Here is a 24,319-nt window from a genome sequence, read left to right on the forward strand (position 1 = left end):
TCATATTTTTATTCTCAATTAATGCTTAACGCTATTTGGCTAATTCTTTTCTCGACTATATGCCGCAATTAATTAATTATCAGTTATATAGATGCTAAGATACTTTGAGCATATACAGGGCCTTATCACTTGTAATATTTCTCTAATTGTTTTTGCTCTTTAATCTAAATTTAATTTATAATTCATTTTATTTTAATTCAATGTTCATTTCATTTTAATTGAATGCTCATTCTATTTTAAGAAGACCAATTTATCTTTAAAACAATATCGAAATAAATAATATAAACTTTTGCACTATTAGTGTGAAGTTGCTATTGTTAATTTTAAGGTAAACGTCTAAAAATTATTTTATGAAGCAAATCAACAAAATGAAGGTATCGGTGCTATCGGCAGTATTTTTGCTGGTAGCGGCTGTATCGGTTAATGCCCAGTTGAATGGGGTATATACTGTTTATGGCTCGGGTGCCAACTATGCCGACCTGCAGGCTGCAGCCAATGCGCTGAGTGCGGGTGTGTCCGGCCCGGTAGTATTTAAGATACGCCCCGGTAACTGGAGTAGTTCCAGTACGTCCAGTGCGATTATCGGTAACATCTCCGGTGCCAGTGCCACGAACACCATCACATTCGAGGCTGAGAATGGCAGCGCAGCTACAACTACTATAACAAATAGTAATAGTAGCAGCAGTACTTCTTCCAACCACATCTTTTACTTTAATGGTGGTAAGTACGTAAGAGTGAGAAATCTTACACTAAACAAGTCGCATTCAACATATGGTGTGTGTGTTCGTTTTGCAGGAGATGCTGATTACAATATTGTTGAAAATTGTATTTTGACAGGAAGTTCTTCGACGACAACCAGTACAGATAAGAGTCGTGTGTATGGTACTTCATTAGCCAGTGCAAACAATAACATCATCAGGAATAATACCATCAATTATGGATCTTACGGTATCTATTGGCAGGGTAATGGTAGTTCTTCATCATCTCAGAGTCCTTACAATGAGTTTACGGGAAATACAATGAATAACCAATATGCCTATGGTATACGTATATACTATACAAAGTATTCAGTTGTAGATAATAATTCAATCAATTCTAACATGTCTGGATCTTTCTACGGTGTATATGCTTATTACAGCGATTATGTAAAGATCAGGAACAACAGCGGTAGCATAATAAACAAAAGCAGTACTGCTATGCCGATGTATGTTTATTATTGCGATGGTAGTTCTTCTGATAGGTGCCAGGTGACCGGTAATAACTTCACAGTGAGTACGTCGAGCTCAGTATATCCAGCTTATAACTACTATTCTTATTACCTGGATTATAAGAACAATACGATCAACGCTACCTCAACCGGTACATCAGGTTATGTATATAACTATATGGGTTATGGTTGTAGCTATGGCGATATCAGCAATAACTCCATAACTACCCTGAACAAGTACTATATGTATTTCTATGGTTTGTATAGTGCTTCATATGCGGATATGAATAATAACGCTATCAAGATGACCCAATCTGCCAATAATAGTGCATATTGTTACTTATATGGCCTTATGTATAGCGCATCATACTGTAATTCTAATAATAACACAATGGAGATCGACCACTTGGGAACAGGTTATATGTATAATCGTGGTTCGGTTTATAGCAGTAGTTATAGTAAGGCTGACGGTAACAATATTAAAGTGAGCTCAAGAGCCTCTTCGTACATGTATAATTATGGCCCTGTTTACAGTTCTTCTTACGCTGAGTTTACAAACAATACAGTGGAATATAACTGTAAGAACGCCAGTTACATGAATAACTATTTATTATATAGTTCATCCTATTCTAAACTGAACGGCAATACTATTTCTATCAACAAGACCGGGGGTACTTATTATATCTATAACTATCATAACTATAGTTCTACCGGTGGTGAAATGAAAAACAATGTCATTAATTCATACAACACTACCAGTTACTATACTTACAACTACTTCCTGTACAGTTCTACCAATGGTGTATTTGATGGTAATACCGTTAATACTACCAATACCAGTACATCTTCTTCAGCCTCTATTTACAACTACTGCTACTACAGTAGTAACTTTAGTTTCAACGGCAATAAGATTCATAACAATAACAAAGCCGGTACTATGTATGGCTGTTATATGTACAACAATGGTTATACCGGAGGTGTTATCGCCAATAACGAGATCAGCTGTATCAGTAGCTCGGCCAGTGTCTATGGTATGATGGTCTATTACCAGACCAATGTAAAGGTGTATAACAATGCTGTGTACACAAAAACAGCAGGCTCCTGCTATGGTCCTTTATACTGGGCTTACAGCACCAATGTTGATGTGTACAATAATACGTTCCACAGCGATGCGACCGGTGGTACCAACTATGGTGCATATATCTACCAGACCGCATCCAACTACACAGGTACCTTCTATAACAACGTAATATCCAAGACCAGTGCCAACGGTTACGGCATCTATATGTATACGGATGCTTATATCTCCGGCATGGACTACAATAATATATACAAGCCGGGAGCATCGGGGCTGATCTACCGTGTAACGCCTTCTGCTACCTACAATACGATCCAGGACTGGCGTAATGCGAGTGGTAAGGATATGAACTCATTGTCCTACCTGCCTGGTTATATGAACACGGCAACCGGTGATCTTCGTCCTGATCCTGCCAATCCGTCCAGCTGGGCGTTAAATGGCCGTGGTGTTCAGATGACGGGTAATGACAAGGACCTGAACGGTAACCCCCGTGCTTTGACAACTATCGCAGGTGTACCTGACCTTGGTGCTTACGAGTTCACGCCTACAGCTACACCGCCTAACTGTACGCTGATACCTGCTACCCCAACAGCAAACAGCACTCAGGTGGTAACGTTTGGCCAGGATACAGTAGCGGTACTGAAATGGGGCAATACTGTACCTACCGGTTTTGCGGTAAGACAATACACAGGAACCAACCCTCCGGGTATTACTTCTATTAACCCTACCCAGATGTTCTACTATGCAGACTTTGTGGGCACGGGTACGAGCCTGGATTATGAGCAGGACCTGTATTATAAAGATCCCTGGTTGGGTACGATCGCATCAAAAAGCGCATTGCGTCTTGCAGAGAAAGTTGGTAGTAATGGCTGGACGGGTTATTCACCTAGTGTAAGTAACTCCAACGTGGTGCGTAACTTTATCCATACACCAAGCGTGCAGGATGTGGGTGCTTTGTTCACGGGTATTGACGTGAGCGATAATGCGAGTGCAGATGCGATCATCGACCCTGTACCACCGTTCTGCCCGGGCACCTATACGGTACGCCTGCGTGTCAAGAACAATGGTAACAACAAGATCAATAATGTAAAGATAGACTGGCAGAAAGATGGCGGTGCTATCTCTACGATCAACTATACGACGCCGATCGATATCAACGGCAGCAGCGCCGGTAACGAGGCGATCATCACCCTTGGCCCTGTGACCTTTGGTAAGGCGGGCGTCAATATCAAAGCCTGGACCTACCTTCCTAACGGCGTTCAGGATCCTATACCGGGAGATGATACGCTGGACCAGGATTATTTTGCAGCGCTGAGCGGCACTTATACGGTAGGCGGTACCACGCCGGATTTCCCGACGGTTGTGGCTGCGGTAGGCGCGCTGAATCAATATGGTACCTGCGGTGATGTGATATTTGATGTACGCCCGGGTGTTTATACCGGCCAGGTGGTATTAAAGAATGCGGTATCCGCATCGAATACAACTGACCATGTGACCTTCCAGTCCGTGAACGGAGATCCGTCCACTACGCAGGTAAGTTATTCGGCAGCTGGAACTGGTGATCTTCCTACCGTGACCATGGACGGGGCCTCTAATTTCACGTTCCGTAATATGGGTATCGTAGCAGCGAACAGCAATTACGGCACCGGTGTTGAGTTCCTGAACAAAGCGTCGAATGACAGTTTTGTGGGTTGCCGCATCATTGTAGGTACAGCCACGAGCAGCTACCTGCGTTGCGTATGGAACAGCGGCCAGGCAAATTGTAACTATAATACTTTCAAGGATTGTAGCCTGGAAGGCGGTTACTATGGTATCTACTGGTACACGACCAGCTCACCATACAGTAAAGGTTTGACCATTGACGGTTGTACAATGAACCCTTACTACTATGGTACCTACATTTACTATAGTAATGAGCTGACCGCACGTAACAATACCATTACCGCACGCCAGCCGGGTACTTCCTACTATGGCCTGATGGCGTACATGTATAATCCGAATAACTCGGGTAAGACCTCGGAGATCTATGGCAACAAGATCGTAGGTTTCTACGGTTACAGTATGTACCTGTACTATGTTGACGGTACGACGAGCAAGCGCAGTAAGGTGATGAACAATGCAGTACTGACAGCCAGTAACACGACCTGTTACTATCCTATGTTGCTGTACTATCCATCCAACTGCGATGTGTATAATAACACGTTAATTAATAACGGAAATTCTTCAACCTCATATTACGGTGCTTATATCTACCTGAGTACTTATCCGAATAACAAGATCTATAACAACGTGTTTGCTAACCGTGCAGGTGGTTACGCCGCATCAATTACATATAGCTCCGGTTACGGCACAGAGGTTGACTATAATAACCTGTATTCAAGCAGTAAGAGTCAATTGATGACAGGTGCCAGTACTTCAACCAGCTTGTCGGCATGGCGTTCAGCTACAGGCAATGACAAGCACTCAGTATCCTACGATCCACCGTTTACGAGCAATACGAACCCTGCTCCTTTAACGACCAATCCGGGAGTATGGGCATTGAACGGTCATGGTGTACATATCACCGGAAACAACAAGGACATCAATGGTAACCCCCGTATAGAAAACCGTGTGGACGGTGTACCTGACATAGGAGCTTATGAGATACTACCTGAAGTAGCGCCACCGGCCGCCACCGCGAACCCTGCAACGGCAGATCCGGGCGATACACAGGTGTTTACCTTTGCGGGCAATGAAGTGGGCCGCATCACCTGGGGCCTTACCGCACCTACGACTCCTGTAATAGTACAGCAGTACAGCGGTGAGAAAGGCAACGGTATTGCTGCTGCCGCGAGCCCTATGGGCAGCATGTACTTCCATACGGATGTAGCACCAGTAGGTAACGGCACGACCTTTGATTTTGATTTCAACCTGGATTACATGGATATCTGGCTGGGAGACATAGCTGCAGAGCAGAACCTGCGCCTTGCGCACCGCGTAAACGGTTATCCATGGATGGTGTACAGCGGCTCACTGAGTAGCGCAGATACGACCACCGATAATATAGACGCATCCAAACTGAACCGTTTCGGATCTTATACGGCTCTTGAGAACGGCAGTATCGCCTCGGCTTTTGTACGTGCACAGGGCAGTGTAGTTATCTGTATCGGCAACAGCGTACTGCTGAACGCCGAACCACAGGATGGGGACAACTACAAATGGTACCGTAACAAAACAGCGATCCCCGGTGCCGATGGTCCTAACGCGAAGAGCTACCTGGCCACGCAGCCCGGTGACTACAGCGTAGTGATCACCTTCAGCGGCAAGAGCGTAGAGTCAGTACCTGTAACAGTAACAACGATCGCACCACCGAATGCGCTGATCAACGCGAACGGTCCTCTGACCTATTGTACGGGTAACGGCCTGACGCTGAATGCGGGTAACACTACAGGCGTGACCTACCAGTGGCAGCTGAACGGTAATGACATCCCGGGCGCAACGAACAATACCTACCCTGTAAGCCAGGCTGGTAACTATACAGTAGTGGTAACGAACATCGGTTGTTCAAGCACCTCGACGCAGACCGCAGTAAGTTCCGGTCCACTGACTGTAGACCTGGGTAATGACACGAGCTACTGCGAGGTTAAGAACGTATGGATGAAGCTGGATGCGGGTTATCCGGGTGCCAAATACCTTTGGAACACCGGTGATACGACCCGTACGATAGAAGTTAAGCAGGGCGGAAAGTATACAGTACAGGTAGATGGCGGTCCTAACTGCGTAGGTCAGGATGACATCCAGGTAACGATCGATCCTTTACCTAAAGCGAATGGTATCTCCTTTGTACAGAACGGCAATACGTACCAGTTCTTCCCGAGTGGTCCTGTAGGTGCGGTAGGGTTCCTGTGGTTGTTCAGCGATGGCTCGAGCAGTACCCAGAACAACCCGACCAAGACGATCGACGGAGATCTGTATGTAAGGTTAGTGATGTTCAATGCCTGCGGCAGTGACACGGTACAGTTAGGCTGGCCTCTGAGCGTACAGAGCGTAGCGGGAGAAGACCAGCTGAGTATCTATCCTAACCCTGCGAGGGATCACATAACAGTGAGACTTCAGCAGACAGCGATAGAGACCGTAGAGGTAGTGAACAGTGTAGGAAGTGTCGTATACAGGACTTCAGTAAACAGTAACGAGCACCGCATAGACATCAGCGGACTGGCCAATGGTCACTACATGCTGCGTGCAATAACTGCGGATGGTATGATCACTAAACAGTTCGATATACTGAAATAAGTAGAGATCATAATAACTACAATAAAGCAAAAGGGCGACTAGTAATGGTCGCCCTTTTGTTTTGTATTACACAGAACATTATTGTCAAAATAACTACCTGCCAGAAGCAATGTTCTTAAACCCCAAATAATACATGTATATTATAGTTAAAGTGTATTGCGCTGTTATAAAATATATCACAATATATGCGCCGGACGAACATTAAAAAATACAATAAAATCTTAATAATATTTTTGCTTTTAATTTCATTTTAATTTAAGTTTAATTTTATTTTCATCTCTGATGTGCTTTTAAAAGAAACATCGTACGCATTAGGGATAAAAGTAAAATAACAATTCGTGATAAAAATTTTTACGAATTGAAATAATAGGTAAACGTCTAAAAAAATGAACAAAATGAAGCAACTTAACAAAAAGCTAACTCGGTTGGTAATGTTGGTGTCGATGGTTTTGATAGGCCAGGCATCATTATTTGCTCAACTGAATGGTACCTACACCGTTTATGGTTCAGGTGCCAACTACTCAACATTGCAGGCAGCTGCAAGTGCATTGAGTGCAGGTGTGTCTGGTCCGGTTACGTTCAAGATACGTTCCGGTACATGGACAGATGCTAACACTGTTATTGCCACTATTGGCAACATTGCCGGTGCCAGCGCAACGAACACGATCACGTTCGAAGCTGAGAATGGTAATGCCGCAACTACCGTACTGGTGAACAGTAGTACAAGCAGTACTACGACATTGAACAACATCTTCTATCTAGATGGAGCAAAGTACATCAGGGTAAGAAACCTAACATTAAATAAATCACATGCTACATATGGTACTTGTGTACGTTTTAATGGTGATGCTGATTATAATATCGTAGAGAATTGTATACTAACAGGAACGGTAAATACGTCTACCTCAAACACAATGTCACGTGTATTCGGTACTGGTATTGGTGCCGCCAACGATAATATTATCAGGAATAACACGATCAATGGCGGTTCGTATGGTGTGTACTGGTATGGTAGTTCAACATCCTCAAGAAGCACGAACAATGAGTTCTCGGGGAACACGCTAATCAGCCCGTATGCATATGGTTTCTATACCTATTATACAACGAATAACAAGATATTAAATAATACTATTACACGTACAGGAGCCGGAACTTTTTATGGTTTTTATATGTACTACGGTAATGGTGGTTATAAAATAGAAGGCAATAGTTACACAGGTACATCAATTACGGGTGCCAACTATCCTATCTATATGTACTATTGCGATGGTGATATCAGCAACCGCGGTAGTATAAGTAATAATACCATCAATGTAACCAGTACAACTACCTTGTATGGTGCAACAATGTATTATGGCAACTACTATAGTTTTGCAAATAATAATATGACGTTGAGTAATACAACGACACTTTACCCAATATACAATTACAACTACAATAGTAGTACTGCATTTACTTACGGTAAACAATGTTATATCAATAACAACGTAATTAACGCAACATCAACAACTACAGTATATATATACGGACACTATTACTATCAGCAGGATTGCCAGTTCAATAACAACAATATCACGATAAATAGTGGAGCGGGTACGCAGTATATTTATGCTGGATACTACTACCAGTATGGCCTTCAAATGAATGGGAATACTATCAATATGATTGGTACTACAGGCACAAAATATCTGTATGCAGGCTACTACTACGGTGAAAATGGATTTGAATTCAATAATAATGTTGTCAACGTATCGACGACTACAGGTACTTCTTACGTTTATGTAGGCTATTATACATATTACAACCAACAACCAGTACACTACAATAATAACAGTATAACAATGACCGCCACTTCTACTGCGGCATTGTACAACTATTTTGGATACTATAACTATAACAGTTTAGCTACAGGTAACGAAATAAAAGGTAACCAGGTGAATATGACAACCACCGGTACTGCTGCCTATAACTACATGGGTTATTATTTTAATGGACTCGATCTGTCGGATAACACAGTTTACGTAAAATCTGCGAGTGCTGCATATGGTATCTACTCATATGGTAACTCCAGCGGTACGAACCCATGGACAGTAAAGAACAATAAGGTTACGGCTATTGGTGGCGCAAGTACAGTTTATGGTTTTTACAATTATTATGCATCTAATGCGACGATTGCAAATAACGTAATTTATGCAAGTGGTAGCAGCACTTGTTATGGGTATATTGGTGGTTACAATAGTGGTGGTGGTAATTTCTATAACAACACTGTGCATACTGAAGGTACAAGTACCCACTATACATTCTATTGTTACGAGTCCAGTGGAAGTCAGTTTGCTACGGTACGTAATAACGTTTTTTCTCGCAGTAGTACCGGTTCAGGTTATTTGCAGTACGGTTATCAACCGCAGTTTTATGACATGGACTATAACAACTACTGGGCTAATGGAGGTACGATGTTGTATTGGGGTGGTCTAGGTACTACATACACTACTGTCACTTCTATGCGTACAGGCATGAACCAGAATATGAACTCCCTGTCATACAACCCCGGGTTTTACAGCACGAGTACTTCAGCTCCTGATCTCAGGCCAAATCCAGCCAATGCCAACAGTTGGTCACTGAACGGACGTGGTGTACAACTTTCAGGTAACGACAAGGATATCAATGGTAACGCACGTGCATTGACAACAGTAGCAGGTGTTCCGGATTTAGGAGCTTACGAATTCACGCCAACTGCTACACCTCCTAACTGTACTATGGCACCTGCTGCACCTGTGGCAAATGGAACACAAGTGGTAACATTCGGAGAAGATACCGTAGCTGTGCTCAAATGGGGCAATACCGTACCCACAGGTTTTTCTGTAAAACAGTATACGGGTACAAATCCCCCCGGCATTACATCAATCAATCCAACCCAGATGTTCTATTACGCCGATTTCCAGGGTACAGGGTCTAATTCAGGTTGCGAGCAGAGTTTATATTTTAAAGACCCATGGCTTGGTACTATTGCCTCTAAATCAGCTTTGCGTCTTGCAGAGAAAGTGGGTAGTAACAGTTGGGTTGGATATGCTCCCAGCACCAGTTCATCTAACGTAGTACGCAACTTTATACTTACACCAACAGTGCAGACAGTCAGTGCTCTTTTCACTGGTATTGACGTAAGTGATAACGCGAGCGCTGACGCGATCATCGACCCTGTACCACCGTTCTGCCCGGGTACCTATACGGTACGTCTGCGTATCAAGAACAACGGTAACAATAAGATCAATAATGTGAAGATCGACTGGCAGATCAATGGAGGAGCAATTACCACCATTAATTACACTACACCGATCGACATCAATGGCAGCAGTGCCGGCAATACAGCAATTATTACACTGGCTCCGATCGCATTCGGTAATTCTGCAGTCAATATCAAAGCGTGGACCTACCTTCCTAATGGAGTTCAGGATCCAATACCTGGCGATGATACATTGAACCAGGATTACTTCGCAGCGCTGAGCGGCACTTATACAGTAGGCGGTACCACACCGGATTTCCCGAATGTAGTAGCTGCTGCAAATGCTTTGAACCAATACGGTACTTGTGGTGATGTAATATTCAATGTTCGTCCTGGTATATATACCGGCCAGGTTGTATTGAAAAATGCAGTATCTGCATCTAATACAACTGATCATGTAACCTTCCAGTCAACAAATAGTGACCCAACTACTACTCAAATAAGTTATTCGGCAACCGGTAGTGGTGACATGCCGACCTTATTTATGAATGGTGCATCAAACTTCACCATTCGAAATTTGGGCATAGTAGCAGCCGGTGGTAGTTATGGTACTGGTATTGAGTTCCAAAACAAGGCGTCTTACGATAGTATTCTGGGTTGCCGTGTCATAGTGAGCACGACTGCGAGCAGTAACTTTCGTTGCGTATGGAACAGCGGCCAGTCAGATTGTAATTACAACACGTTCAAAGATTGTAGTCTTGAAGGTGGATACTATGGTATCTACTGGTACACTACCAGCGCACCTTACAGTAAAGGTTTGACAGTTGACAACTGTACGATGAACCCGTACTATTATGGTACCTATATTTACTACAGTAATGAGCTGACAGCACGTAACAATACGATAATTGCACGTCAACCGGGAACTTCTTACTATGGTTTGATGGCTTATATGTATAACCCGAATAATCCTAATAAGACCTCGGATATCTATGGTAACAAAGTGATTGGTTTCTACGGGTATAGTATGTATTTGTACTATGTTGACGGTACTACGAGCAAACGCAGTAGGGTGATGAACAACGCGGTAATTACTGCTGATAACACTACGTGTTACTATCCTATGTTGCTGTACTATCCATCCAATTGTGATATATACAACAATACACTGATCAACAACGGTGGAAGTTCAACATCGTATTATGGTGCTTATATCTACCTGAGTACTTACCCGAATAACAAGATATATAACAACGTGTTTGCCAACCGTGCAGGTGGTTATGCTGCCAGTGTGACATTTAGTTCAGGTTATGGTACTGAAATGGATTATAATGACCTTTACTCCAGCAGTACAACCCAGATGATGACCGGTAACAGTACCGCTGCTGATCTGGCAGCATGGCGCACAGGTTCTGGTCTTGATGCACACTCTGTGTCTTACGACCCTCCGTTTATCAGCAGCACAAACCCTGCTCCTTTGACCACCAATCCCGGTGTATGGGCGCTGAATGGTCACGGTGTACACATCACCGGTAACAATAAGGATATAAATGGAAATCCTCGTATTGAGAAACGCGTGGATGGTGCACCAGATCTGGGTGCTTACGAAATAATACCAGAGGTAGCTCCTCCTGCTGCAACTGCAAATCCTGCTACAGCTGATCCGGGTGATACACAGGTATTCACTTTTGCAGGTAATGAAGTAGGACGTATCACCTGGGGCCTTACAGCTCCGTCTACTGCTGTAACTGTACGCCAGTACAGCGGTGAGAAAGGTAACGGTATTGCTGCTGCGGCGAGCCCTATGGGCAGTATGTACTTCCATACGGATGTAGCGCCTGTGGGCAACGGAACAACCTTTGATTTTGATTTCAACCTGGATTATATGGATATCTGGTTAGGTGACATATCAGCAGAGAACAACCTGCGCCTTGCGCACCGCGTAAACGGTTATCCATGGATGGTATACAGTGGCTCACTGAGTACAGTTGATACCACTACCGATAATATAGATGCGTCCAAACTGAACCGTTTCGGATCTTATACGGCTCTTGAGAACGGCAGTATCGCTTCGGCCTTCGTACGTGCGCAGGGTAGTGTGGTTATCTGTATTGGCAACAGTGTAGTATTGAACGCCGAACCACAAGATGGTGATTATTACAAATGGTATCGTAATAAAGTAGCAATAAGTGGCGCTGAAGGCCCTAATGCTAAAACTTATCTGGCTACCCAGCCAGGAGACTACAGCGTGGTAATCACCTTCAGTGGTAAGAGCGTAGAATCAGTACCACTTACGGTAACGACAATCGCGCCACCGAATGCGCTGATCAACGCGAATGGTCCTCTGACCTATTGTACGGGTAACGGCCTGACGCTGAATGCGGGTAACACTACAGGCGTGACCTACCAGTGGCAGTTGAACGGCAATAACATCCCTGGTGCAACGAACAATACCTTCCCTGTAAGCCAAGCAGGTAACTATACTGTAGTTGTAACGAACATCGGCTGTTCCAGCACTTCAACACAGACAACCGTTAGCTCCGGACCGATAGTAGTAGACCTGGGAAGGGATACCAGCTATTGTGAGATCAAGAATGTATGGATGAAGCTGGATGCAGGTTACCCCGGCGCGAAATACTTGTGGAACACCGGCGATACAACGCGTACGATAGAGGTTAAGAAAGGCGGCAAGTACACTGTACAGGTAGATGGTGGTCCTAACTGCGTAGGGCAGGATGATATCCAGGTAACGATCGACCCGCTACCGAAAGCGAATGGTATCTCTTTTGTACAGAACGGCAATACGTACCAGTTCTTCCCGAGCGGTCCAGTAGGTGCAGTTGGTTTCTTATGGATATTCAGTGATGGTTCTGTAAGTACACAAACGAATCCAACGAAGACTATTTCAGGCGACTTGTATGTAAGGCTGGTGATGTTCAATGCCTGTGGCAGTGATACTGTACAGTTGGGCTGGCCGCTAAGCGTACAAAATGTAGTCGGTGAAGACGAGCTAAGCATCTATCCTAACCCTGCGAAAGACCAAATTACAGTTAGATTGCCGCAGACAGCGATAGAGACAGTAGAAGTAGTGAATAGTGTGGGCAGTGTTGTATACAAGACAACTGTTAACGGTAATGAACATCGTATTGATATCAGCTGTCTTGCAAATGGCCATTATATGCTTAGAGCAATAACCGATTCCGGCACGATCACAAAACAATTTGATGTATTAAAGTAGCTTCTAATAACAATAACAAAAACGGGGTGGACTTCTGTCCACCCTTTTTTGTTATTACACTAATCAAGAGTTAATAATGGTTGTCTGTCGGTATGTTTATACTGTCATAGTAATATTTTGTTTATGTGAATGGTTAGGTAAAAGGGATTAAAAACAGATTAAATTATATTTATTCAAATATTTTACTGGCTGATTTTGTTGGTAATTTATTCTTCCCTTACCTTTGATTAACAGAACTACGTTACATTTTTTATACGTTGTTTTCTGTGGTAATGGTAAAACGATATAATTCCTTTTTATGAAACAGCTACTAATTTTCACCAAAACAAAATTGCCTGTTAGGCGTATTTTTGTCAACAAAAAAGATAGATTTTTTTCTATTTGCTTTTTCCTGGTCATGTTAATGGCGTATAGCCGGTCCGACGCACAGTTCCTCACAGCAGCATCCTATCCATTTACAGCATCCTCAAAAACGTTCACCTATCTATCCGGTGGTACATCGGTCAACACTCAGGCCGATGATAAAACAGCAACAGGTATACCAATAGGGTTTACGTTCAACTATTGTGGTAATGCATATACTACTGTAAGTGCATGTTCTAATGGATGGATGGCATTTGGTACAAAAACAAGTACTCAATATAGCAACAGTAAAGCTAATGCATCATCAATTACTCCGATGCTCATGCCTTTGTGGGATGACCTGCAGGGTGCAGGTAGTGTGACTACTTATTTGACTGCAGGAGCGCCTGGGGAGCGTGTGTTTACTTTCGAGTGGAGAAATACAAGACCTTTATCATCAACGGCCAACCCTGAAATTACTATGCAGATAAAATTGTATGAAGGTGACGATGCGATAGAATTTATTTACAAACAAGAAGTAGGTACTGCATCCTTCTCTTCAGCCACCATTGGTATAGTAGGTAATAATAACAACGATTTCCAGACATTGAATAATTCATCTGCGAGTCCTGTACCGTCTACCTCAACGTTTACAACTAATATTACTGCAAAACCGGCAACTGGTCAGAGTTATCTTTGGGGCTATATCAGGAAGGGTTATAACAATGCGGCGACCACTAATATCGCCAGCCCTAACACAGCATTTTGCCCTAATGTCACATTGCCTGTAGAAGTAACGATCAGTAATAATGGTAAGAATATCATTAATAATGTAGAGGTACACTGGAAGCTTGATAATATAGTTCAGCCAACGATCAACTGGAGTACAGCTATCGGTACACTCGGTAGTTCAGGAGGTAACTCTGCTATAGTATCACTCGGCAATGTTTTCTTTGGCACAGCTCCGCGTACGTTGGAAATTTATACATCTTTACCGAATGGTGTTGCCGATACCGTAAACGGTGATGATACATTAAAAGTAGTGTTAGGTGCTGCATTAAATGGTACATATACTGTTGGGGGTAGCAATCCTGATTTCCCGGATGTGGTAACAGCAGCAAATACCGTTTCTCAATTTGGTGTTTGCGGACCTGTTGTGTTCAATGTGCGTCCCGGCACATATAGTCAGGGAACGGCTGTTTTAACAAGTATTCTGGGTTCTAGTACAACTAATACTGTAACCTTCCAGGCAGAGAACGGTATTGCATCTTCTGTTAACTTGTCTGGCCCCGGAACTGTGTTGTCAATGAAAGGGGCAAGCCATGTGAGAATGAAGAACATGACCTTTACTACAATAGCTTTGGCATATGGTGTAACAATGGAAGGATCCGTTTCTGATGATATGTTTGAAGGTTGTAATTTCAATGCACCAACATCAGCATCTACAGCCAGTGCTGCCTTCGTAGCTACAAGTCTTTCCGGAACTAATACAGATATTACGTTTAAAGACAACACGATCTCGGGTGGATATTATGGATTTGTTTGGGATGGTAATTCAGGAAACTATACACAGAACCTTTTGGTAGAGCATAATACGATCTCTCAATACTATTATTTCGGAGCGTATTTTTATAATACAAAAGAACTGAAAGTAAAAAATAATACGCTCAACGGTACCAACACTTCATATTATAATATGTATGCTGCTTATTCGCAGAATGCTCCCGAAATAACCGGGAACAGGATCAATAATAACTACGGATACGGATTATTAATGGATTATGTAAGTGGTGTAAGTACCTCTAATAAAGGTATCATTGCAAACAATGCCGTTACTATGATCGGCGGCAATTCGAATTATGGAGGTATATACATCAACTATCCTAACAGCATCATGATGTACAACAATACTGTGCTGGCAACAGGTACATATAGTACTTGCCTTACTTTTGGTTTGTATATGTCCTCAGGATACAGCAACAACGAGATATATAATAACGTCTCATCAAACACAGGTGGTGGTTATGCTGTATATATAGATAATTCAGGTACTAATAACATAATCGATTACAACAACTGGTATACATCAGCAGGATCTAATGGTTTCTATTACAATGGTACAAGGGCCGACTTTGCTGCATACAGAACGGCATCCAGCACAGACAAACATTCGTGGAACTATAATCCGGAGCTGAAAAATGATGGATCTCCAGATCCAAACAAAGCAGGTTGCTGGGCGATAAACGGTCGTGCTTTGCACATTGATGGTAATGACAAAGATATTAATGGTAATAACCGTGTGACACTGAGACAGGACGGTACTCCGGACATTGGCGCTTTCGAATTCTTGCCCGATGTTCTGCCTCCGACAGCAACTGTTACGCCGTCTAGTGCCGATAAAGGTGATACACAGGTGTTTATGTTTGGTGGTAATGAGATAGGTTCTATTACCTGGGGACAGAATGCACAAGTTGTACCGTTAGAAGTACGTCAGTATAGTGGTGAAAAAGGCACAGGTATTGCAGCAGCAGCAGCTCCTTATGGCAGCATGTATTTCCATACAGATGTTGCATCGCTGGGTACAGGCACTACGTTTGACTTTGCACTTGACGTGAACTACCAGGATATTTGGTTAGGCGATATTGCAAATGAGGCTAACCTACGCACAGCACATAAAGTACCGGGTTATCAATGGATGGTCTATAATGGTATCTTGAGTACTGTCAATACCCCTGCTAAAAAGATTACTGCCGGCAGGGTCAACAGGTTTGGATCATTTACAGGTCTTGAAAATGGAAGCGTTCCTTCTGCATTTGTAATACCTCAGGATAAAACGATCATATGTATCGGTACATCAGTATTGCTGGACGCAGAACCGAAAGATGGCGACTTTTATGAATGGTTCAGGAATGGATCTGCTATTGTGGGTGCCTCCGGAGCTAACGTAACAACTTATAGTGCTACTCAGCAGGGTGATTATAGTGTAAAAATCACATATAGCGGTAAAGTGGTTGAATCTGTTCCGGTAACAGTGACAACAATCGCTCCTCCAAATGCGGTAATAGCTGCTAACGGAAACCTTACTTACTGTACAGGTAATGGATTAACACTCAATGCCGGTAATGTATCAGGCATTACATACCAGTGGCAATTGAATGGGGTTGATATACCGGGTGCCACCGCGAATACTTATGCGGTTACACAGGCTGGAGTGTATCGCGTGCAGGTTGAGAATGTTGCCTGCGCCAGTGTATCTACACCTACTACGATAACTGCAGGTCCTTTGAAAGTAAACCTGGGTAATGATACCAGCTATTGTGAAGTGAAAGATGTCTTTGCCAAACTGGATGCAGGTTATCCAGGAGCTAAATATCTGTGGAGTACAGGAGATACAACGCAAAAAATTGAAGTAAGAAAAAGTGGTAAATATACAGTTCATGTAGACGCAGGACCTAATTGCGTAGACGATGACGATATCACTGTCAATATCGACCCTTTGCCTACAGCTTCTGGTATATCTTTTGTTCAGAATGGTAACGATTATCAATTCTTTGCAAGCGGACCTGTAAATGTTACAGGAGTAATGTGGATATTCAGCGATGGTACAATGACTACTGTAAATAATCCAGTAAGAACCATATCCGGAGATCTATATGTACGATTGGTATTATTCAATAACTGCGGCACTGATACGCTACAGCTTGGATGGCCTCTTACGGTTGATAACGCTGTATCTGCTAATTCTGACCTGACTATTTATCCAAACCCTGCTACTGAAAATATAACTGTAAACGCAGGTGCTGTTAAGCTTCAGTCTGTTGAAGTCTTAAATGTCATGGGAGCAGTTGTGTATACCGCTAAAGTAAATAACACCCCTACTTACAAAATAAATGTGACAGGTATGGCAAACGGACAGTACATTTTACGCGCTGTTACCGAATCTGGTACCGTCACCAGGAAGTTTGATGTAGTACGGTAGTTTGTTTCAGTTATAATAACCAAAAAGGCAGGGTATTTTACCCTGCCTTTTTTATTGTCGCCTCCCGTATTAATCTGGACATTAAAATGATATTATATAAATCCGGCAATTGAATTAAATACCAGTTAAACACATTTATTATTTCATTATAGTTTAATTGCGCGTTCCGCTATTTCAGGTCGTCTGTCAATAATTTTAAGGTACGGAGTTCTGTGTGCTGTGTATTGTATTAACACAAGGCTCAGGCGATGATAATGTTCCACATTATAATGTAAATGTTTACGAAAATTATTGATAAATGAAACAAATCACATCTATTCTAAAATCCATGCTGCTGGCTGTTACAGCGTTTGCAGTATATACCCCAGCGTATGCACAATTGAGTGGCACCTATACTGTAGGTGGTGCTACTCCCGACTATGCAACACTTGTTGCAGCAATTAATGACCTGAATAGTCAGGGTGTAAGCGGCCCCGTCACTTTTAATATCCGCACAGGTACATACGTAGGCCAGGTATCAATAAATAATATCATCGGTGCAAGTGCTGCAAATCGTATTACTATTCAGTCTGAAACGGGTAATCCCGCAAGTGTGATTGTAAGATTTGGCCCGGGTTCTTCTAATAACTATATAATAAGGCTGAATAATGCTTCGTACGTAACAATAAAGAATATTTCAGTTACTACGACTACTTCTAACTATGGACGGCTTATCTATTTTGTATCTAATGCTTCGTATAACGAGGTAGATAATTGTATACTCGATGCAGGGGGTACTAGCTCAAATATGGCATGTGTGTATGGTACAAGCCTTAAAGGAACTAATAATACAATAAAGAATAACACTATGACCGGGGGATACTATGGTGTTTACTTTTCCGGTTCCAGCTCATCATATGCCAACTCTACCAAGAATACCGTGATTGAGAACAATACGTACAACAATATTTACTATTACTCAAACTACTTATACTACCAGAATAATTTGAAATTCAGGAATAACTCTATAACCAAAACACAAAGTGGAACACATTATGGAGCAAGGATTTACTACTGTGATAGCAAACTTGAATTTACAGGCAATACAATAAACTTTGACGGCAGCGGAACCCGTTACGGACTTTACGCTTATTATAATGATGGTGGTATGATCATTAAGAATAACAAAATTACTATTGTCAATACCGGTACTAAATATGGTATGAGGTTGTATTATAACTATGGCACATCGACTAACAGAAATATGGTAATGAATAATGCTATTGCTATAGATAACAGTACATCTACAGCATATGGACTATTTAATTATTATAGTAAATATCAATTAACTGTCAATAATAGCATTAACGTAAAGAGCACATCTGCTACAAGTGTTGCGGCACGATTTTATTTTAGTTCTTCGACTTATGGCAACAATGATGTGTTGAATAATGCTTTCTCTAATGAAACAGGAAGCGGCTATACCTTGTATCTGTATAATGGCAATCAATCTTATAATAACATATGGGATTATAATAATATCTACAATGGTACTAACAAACTCGTAGAAACAACATCGCCATCTGCTACATACACAACTATGGCAGCTTGGAGAACTGCTTATAACCAGGACATGCACACCATATCGTACGATCCCGGTTTCACCAGTACTACTGATCTTCGTCCTGATGTAAATGATCCTGCATGCTGGTCGCTAAATGGGCGTGCACTCCACATTGCAGGTAATAATGTTGACATAAATAACAACACAAGGGTACAAAACCCATTAGACGGTGTTCCTGATATAGGTGCATATGAGTTTTTGCCGGAAACAGTTCCGCCATTGGCTACGGCTACGCCTTCCAGTGCCGATCCCGGAGATATCCAGGTATTTACTTTCGGACAGTTAGAGGTAGGGCAGATAAAATGGGGTATATACGGTGCTGTGCCACAAATTGAAGTAAGACAGTATAGTGGAGAGAAAGGTGCAGGTGTTGAAGCTGCCGCATCACCATTTGGTAGTATGTATTTCCATACTGATATTACTCCGATGGGAACTGCTACTTCTTACGACTTTGACCTGAACATCGACTATATGGATATATGGATGGGTACTGTAGCTAACGAAAACGACTTGCGTATGGCGCAACGTGTTCCAACTTACAACTGGATGATATACAATGATATACTGAGTTCTTCTAATTCCGGCACAAATGATATAGATGCCCCTTCCCTCACGCATTTCGGTTCGTTTACCGGATTGGAGAATGGGAGTATTCAATCTGCTTTTATCAAACTGCAATCCAAGACCACGATCTGTATAGGCGATCATGTTTTACTGAGTGCAGAACCGGTTACGGGAGATGCATACAAATGGAAACTAAATGGTACTGAGATAATTGGAGCAAATGGCACGACTTACAACGCAAGCCAGGGAGGTAGTTATAGCGTAGAGATAACTTATGCAGGTAAAAGAGTTGAGTCGGTTCCGGTAATGATAAATACAATAGCTCCGCCAAATGCAGTTATACAAGCAAGTGGTAACCTTACATATTGCACAGGCAATGGTTTAGTACTAAATGCCGGCAGCACACCTGGCGTTACTTATCAATGGCAACTAAATGGAGTGAATATCCCGGGGGCTACCGGCAAAACATATTCTGTTGCACAAGCAGGTAAATACACAGTACAGGTAGAGAATACAGGTTGTGCCAGCATATCGGTTCCAACCTCAATACAGGCGGGACCGTTAACCATTGATCTTGGCAGGGATACCAGCTATTGCGAAATAAAGAACGTGTTCGCCAAACTAGATGCCGGTTATCCGGGTGCGAGATATCTTTGGAGCACAGGAGATACGACACAGACCATTGAAGTGAAAAAAAGTGGCAAATACACAGTGCACGTGGATGCCGGGGCAAACTGTGTTGATGATGATGATATCATCGTTAACATCGACCCCTTGCCAAAGGCTGCAGGTATTTCTTTTGTGCGAAACGGCAATACATATCAATTCTTTGCCAGTGGCCCTGTAAACGTAAAAGGATTAATGTGGATATTCAGCGACGGAACAACGAGCACACAGAATAATCCTTTTAAAACCATTGATGGCGATCTGTATGTCAGGATGGTAATGTATAACGGCTGTGGTACCGATACAATGCAATTGGGATGGCCACTATCTGTACAGGAAACAGGTACAAATAATACTGTTTTAGCATATCCAAACCCTGCTACGGATAGGATCAATGTTAAGGTAATCGGAGTTTCTTTGATTGATAAGGTATACATTATCAATGCCTTAGGGTGTTTGGTGAGTAGTGCTGATGCCGTGAATGCAAAACATTACACGCAAAATGTTGCTGACTTACCTGCAGGTAACTACATAATACGCATAGCAACAGGTGATGGTGTATTGAATAAACCATTTGTTATAACACGATAATAGTAAGGAGTATGGAAAGATAGGTAGCCCCGCATATGCGGGGCTACTTTTTTACAAGAATATAGAAATCATTTAAGGGGCTATTTCTTATGTCACTTACCAAGCTATTACCTTTGCAGCAATTCTTATTTCATGAAATTATTATTACAATATTTAAGTCGGTATAAACCTCTGGTTGCATTGGCATTATTGCTGGCAGCTATTAACCAGGTTTTTTCATTGATGGATCCTTATATATTCGGTAGGTTCATTATTGACCCATTTGCCAAACAACCCGACAAATGGACTCAGCATGAATTTATTATGGGTATTACAAAAGGCCTTCTTTTTCTGGTAGGTACTGCTATGGTATCGCGTATTGCCAAAGCATTTCAGGATTACACAGTAAACGTAGTGATACAGAAATTTGGTGCACGCATTTATACTGATGGGTTGAGACATGCTTTACGTCTCCCATACCAGGAGTTTGAAGACCAGCGAAGCGGAGAAACACTTTCTGTATTACAAAAGGTACGTACAGATACTGAAAAATTCATCAGTGTATTTGTGAATGTTTTGTTTGCTACCCTGGTAGGCATTGTTTTTGTTATCATTTATGCATTTACACTCAATTCATGGCTGGTGGTCATTTACCTTGGGGGGGCTGTATTATTGGGCATGCTTACGAGTGTTCTAAGTAAAAAGATCAAGATTATTCAGAAAAGTATAGTAGGTGAAACTACAGCACTTGCCGGTTCTACTACAGAGTCGCTCAGGAACATAGAACTGGTAAAAAGCCTGGGGCTGACACAACAAGAGGTGCGGAGGCTGAATGCTACAACCATCAAGATACTAGGTCTGGAGTTGAAGAAGGTACGCAGTATCCGTGCCATATCATTCGTACAGGGTACTTTTGTCAACCTGCTTCGCCAGACGATCATGTTTGCACTGCTGTATTTTATTTTTAAGAATGATCTGACATTAGGACAGATGGTTACCATGCAGTTCTACACCTTCTTCATATTCGGCCCTCTGCAGGAGTTGGGCAATATCATTATTACCTACCGCGAGGCAGAGGCCTCATTGGGTAATCTGAAAACATTATTTGCCAAGAAGGTAGAAGCCAAGCCTGAGCACCCGAAAGAATTGAAAAGTATCAGGCAACTGCAATTCGATAAGGTTAGCTTTCAACACAATACAGCGGCACACCCTGCACTGGAAGAGATATCATTTACTGCACATACTGGTGACACAATCGCTTTTGTTGGCCCCTCAGGATCCGGCAAGACCACGCTTGTTAAACTCCTGGTAGGTTTATACAACCCCAGGCAGGGTAATATCCTGTACAACGATATTGATAACAAGGAGATTGATTTTGACGAGTTGCGTCACCAGATAGGATTTGTAACACAGGATACGCAATTGTTCTCGGGTACTATTAAAGAAAATCTGTTATTTGTAAACCCTTCCGCTACAGATGAAGAGATAATGGACGTACTACAGAAATCTGCTTGTCAGAATTTGCTGGCACGTGCTGAAAATGGTATTAATACAGTGATAGGAGAGGGTGGTTTGAAATTGTCTGGTGGAGAGCGTCAGCGGTTGTCTATCGCACGCGCTTTATTGCGTAACCCCAGGTTGATGATATTTGACGAAGCTACTTCTGCGTTGGATTCGCTTACCGAGGAAGAAATATCGTATACCATAAAAGACATTACTGCAAGAAAAGAGCATATAACCGTAATGATTGCTCACAGGTTATCTACCATTATGCACGCCGACAGGATATATGTGCTGGAAAAAGGCCGGATAGTAGAAACAGGCACTCACGATTCTTTATTGGATGACAAGGGATTGTACTATGCCATGTGGCGACAGCAGATAGGAGAACGTAAGGATGTACGTAAACCTGCACTTACAAAAGCATCATAACACAATGTTCTGCACCAGTTCACTTTTTTCAGGGTAGTCTACATTGTAATGCAGGCCACGACTCTCTTTCCTGAATTGCGCACTTTTTACTATCAGGTAACCTATGGTTATCAGGTTGCGCAGCTCGCATAATTGCGGAGATAAAGTGCTGGTCTTATATAAGTACTCTGTTTCCTCGTGTAGCAGGTCGAGACGGCTCAATGCCCTGTGCAGGCGTATATCATTACGCACGATGCCTACATAGTCACTCATTACCTGTTGTACTTCTTTCAGGCTTTGAGTAATCAGGATCATTTCTTTTGGTGTTGTAGTCCCTTCGGCATTCCAGTCGGGTATGTTATTGTAAAACTGCGTTTTAGATATAGTTTGTACGGCATCCTCTGCACAGCGGTGCGCAAATACAATCGCTTCCAGCAAAGAGTTCGATGCAAGTCTGTTGGCTCCATGCAAGCCTGTACTGGAGCATTCTCCACATGTATAAAGGTACTGTATGGATGTATGGCCGTATTCGTCAGCCTTTATGCCTCCACAGCAGTAATGTGCTGCTGGTGCAACAGGTATTAGTTGTTCAAAAACATCTATCCCTATACTTTTGCATTTGGCGAATATATTAGGAAAGTGCGCCATGAACTTTTCTCGGTCCATATGGCGGCAGTCCAGGTACACATGTTCGGTACCGTTTATTTTCATTTCATTGTCTATAGCACGTGCTACTATATCCCTTGGCGCCAGGTCTGCACGCTGGTCATACCTGGGCATAAAAGCTTCGCCATGTTTGTTGCGTAGTATGCCACCGTCACCACGTACAGCTTCGGTTATCAGGAATGAGGGGCTGATACCTGGTTCATGCAGACCGGTAGGATGAAACTGTATGAACTCCATATTTTCGATTCTGCCTTTAGCCCGGTACACCATGGCTATACCATCTCCTGTTGCAATTTTCGGGTTGGTAGTGGTGCGGTATACTTGTCCGGCACCTCCTGAGGCCATCATTGTGATGCGCGAAAGTATCTTCTGTATCTTATTCGTTTGCAGGTTAAGCGCGTAGACCCCATAGCACTCAATGTCAGGTGTTGATTTGGTTACGAGGTGCCCCTGGTGGTGTTGTGTGATGATGTCTACCACGTGCCAGTAGTTATGGATGGTGATGTTGGGATATTTTTCAGCTTCTTGTATTAACGCACGTTCTATTTCATACCCGGTTATGTCTTTATGATGCAGTATGCGGTTTTCAGAATGTCCACCTTCTTTTCCTCTCTTGTAGTCTCCTTCGTCGTCCTTGTCAAAGTTGGCTCCCCAGTCTATTATTTCCTGTACGCGGGCAGGACCCTCTTTTATTACCAGGTCAACTATATTTTTATTGCATAGTCCGTCACCGCTTACAAGGGTGTCATTAATGTGTTTCTCAAAGCTGTCGTGTTCAGGGTCATTCACTACGGCAATTCCACCTTGCGCATATTTGGTATTGGTCTCATCGGTATTCACCTTTGTCAGTATCATGATCGAACGTTCAGGAAAATGTTTCGCAGTTTTCACAGCGAATGTAAGTCCTGCTATTCCTGAACCTATAACGAGAAAATCCGTTTGCAACATGGGCATGTATTTATAAAAAAAGCGGCTCCTGTGGAACCGCTTTGTAAATTACTAT

Annotated in this window: 6 protein-coding genes; 5 read left to right on the plus strand and 1 reads right to left on the minus strand. The window is 42.6% G+C overall.

Going from position 1 to position 24,319, the window contains the following annotated elements:
• Positions 1-350: 350 nt before the first annotated feature.
• From H6550_03515 to H6550_03535, 5 genes are all read left to right on the plus strand, one after another.
• Positions 351-6,557 (plus strand): right-handed parallel beta-helix repeat-containing protein, encoded by a 6,207-nt coding sequence (locus tag H6550_03515; GenBank protein MCB9045189.1) that lies wholly within the window; start codon positions 351-353, stop codon positions 6,555-6,557.
• Between the two features lie 395 nt (positions 6,558-6,952).
• On the plus strand, positions 6,953-13,015 hold the full coding sequence (locus tag H6550_03520) for a right-handed parallel beta-helix repeat-containing protein (GenBank protein ID MCB9045190.1): 6,063 nt from the start codon (positions 6,953-6,955) through the stop codon (positions 13,013-13,015).
• A gap of 298 nt (positions 13,016-13,313) precedes the next feature.
• On the plus strand, positions 13,314-17,336 hold the full coding sequence (locus H6550_03525; GenBank protein ID MCB9045191.1) for a right-handed parallel beta-helix repeat-containing protein: 4,023 nt from the start codon (positions 13,314-13,316) through the stop codon (positions 17,334-17,336).
• A 298-nt stretch (positions 17,337-17,634) separates the two neighbouring features.
• On the plus strand, positions 17,635-20,760 hold the full coding sequence (locus H6550_03530; protein ID MCB9045192.1) for a T9SS type A sorting domain-containing protein: 3,126 nt from the start codon (positions 17,635-17,637) through the stop codon (positions 20,758-20,760).
• Between the two features lie 132 nt (positions 20,761-20,892).
• Positions 20,893-22,671, plus strand: a complete 1,779-nt coding sequence (locus H6550_03535) for an ABC transporter ATP-binding protein (GenBank protein MCB9045193.1) — start codon at positions 20,893-20,895, stop codon at positions 22,669-22,671.
• Here the strand turns inward: H6550_03535 and nadB are convergent.
• The gene (gene nadB, locus H6550_03540; protein ID MCB9045194.1) at positions 22,666-24,264 is read right to left on the minus strand and encodes an L-aspartate oxidase; all 1,599 of its coding nucleotides are present in this window, start codon (positions 24,262-24,264) and stop codon (positions 22,666-22,668) included. The genes H6550_03535 and nadB overlap by 6 nt on opposite strands.
• Positions 24,265-24,319: the final 55 nt, after the last annotated feature.

The organism is Chitinophagales bacterium, from assembly GCA_020636495.1.
Taxonomy (GTDB): domain Bacteria; phylum Bacteroidota; class Bacteroidia; order Chitinophagales; family Chitinophagaceae; genus UBA5543.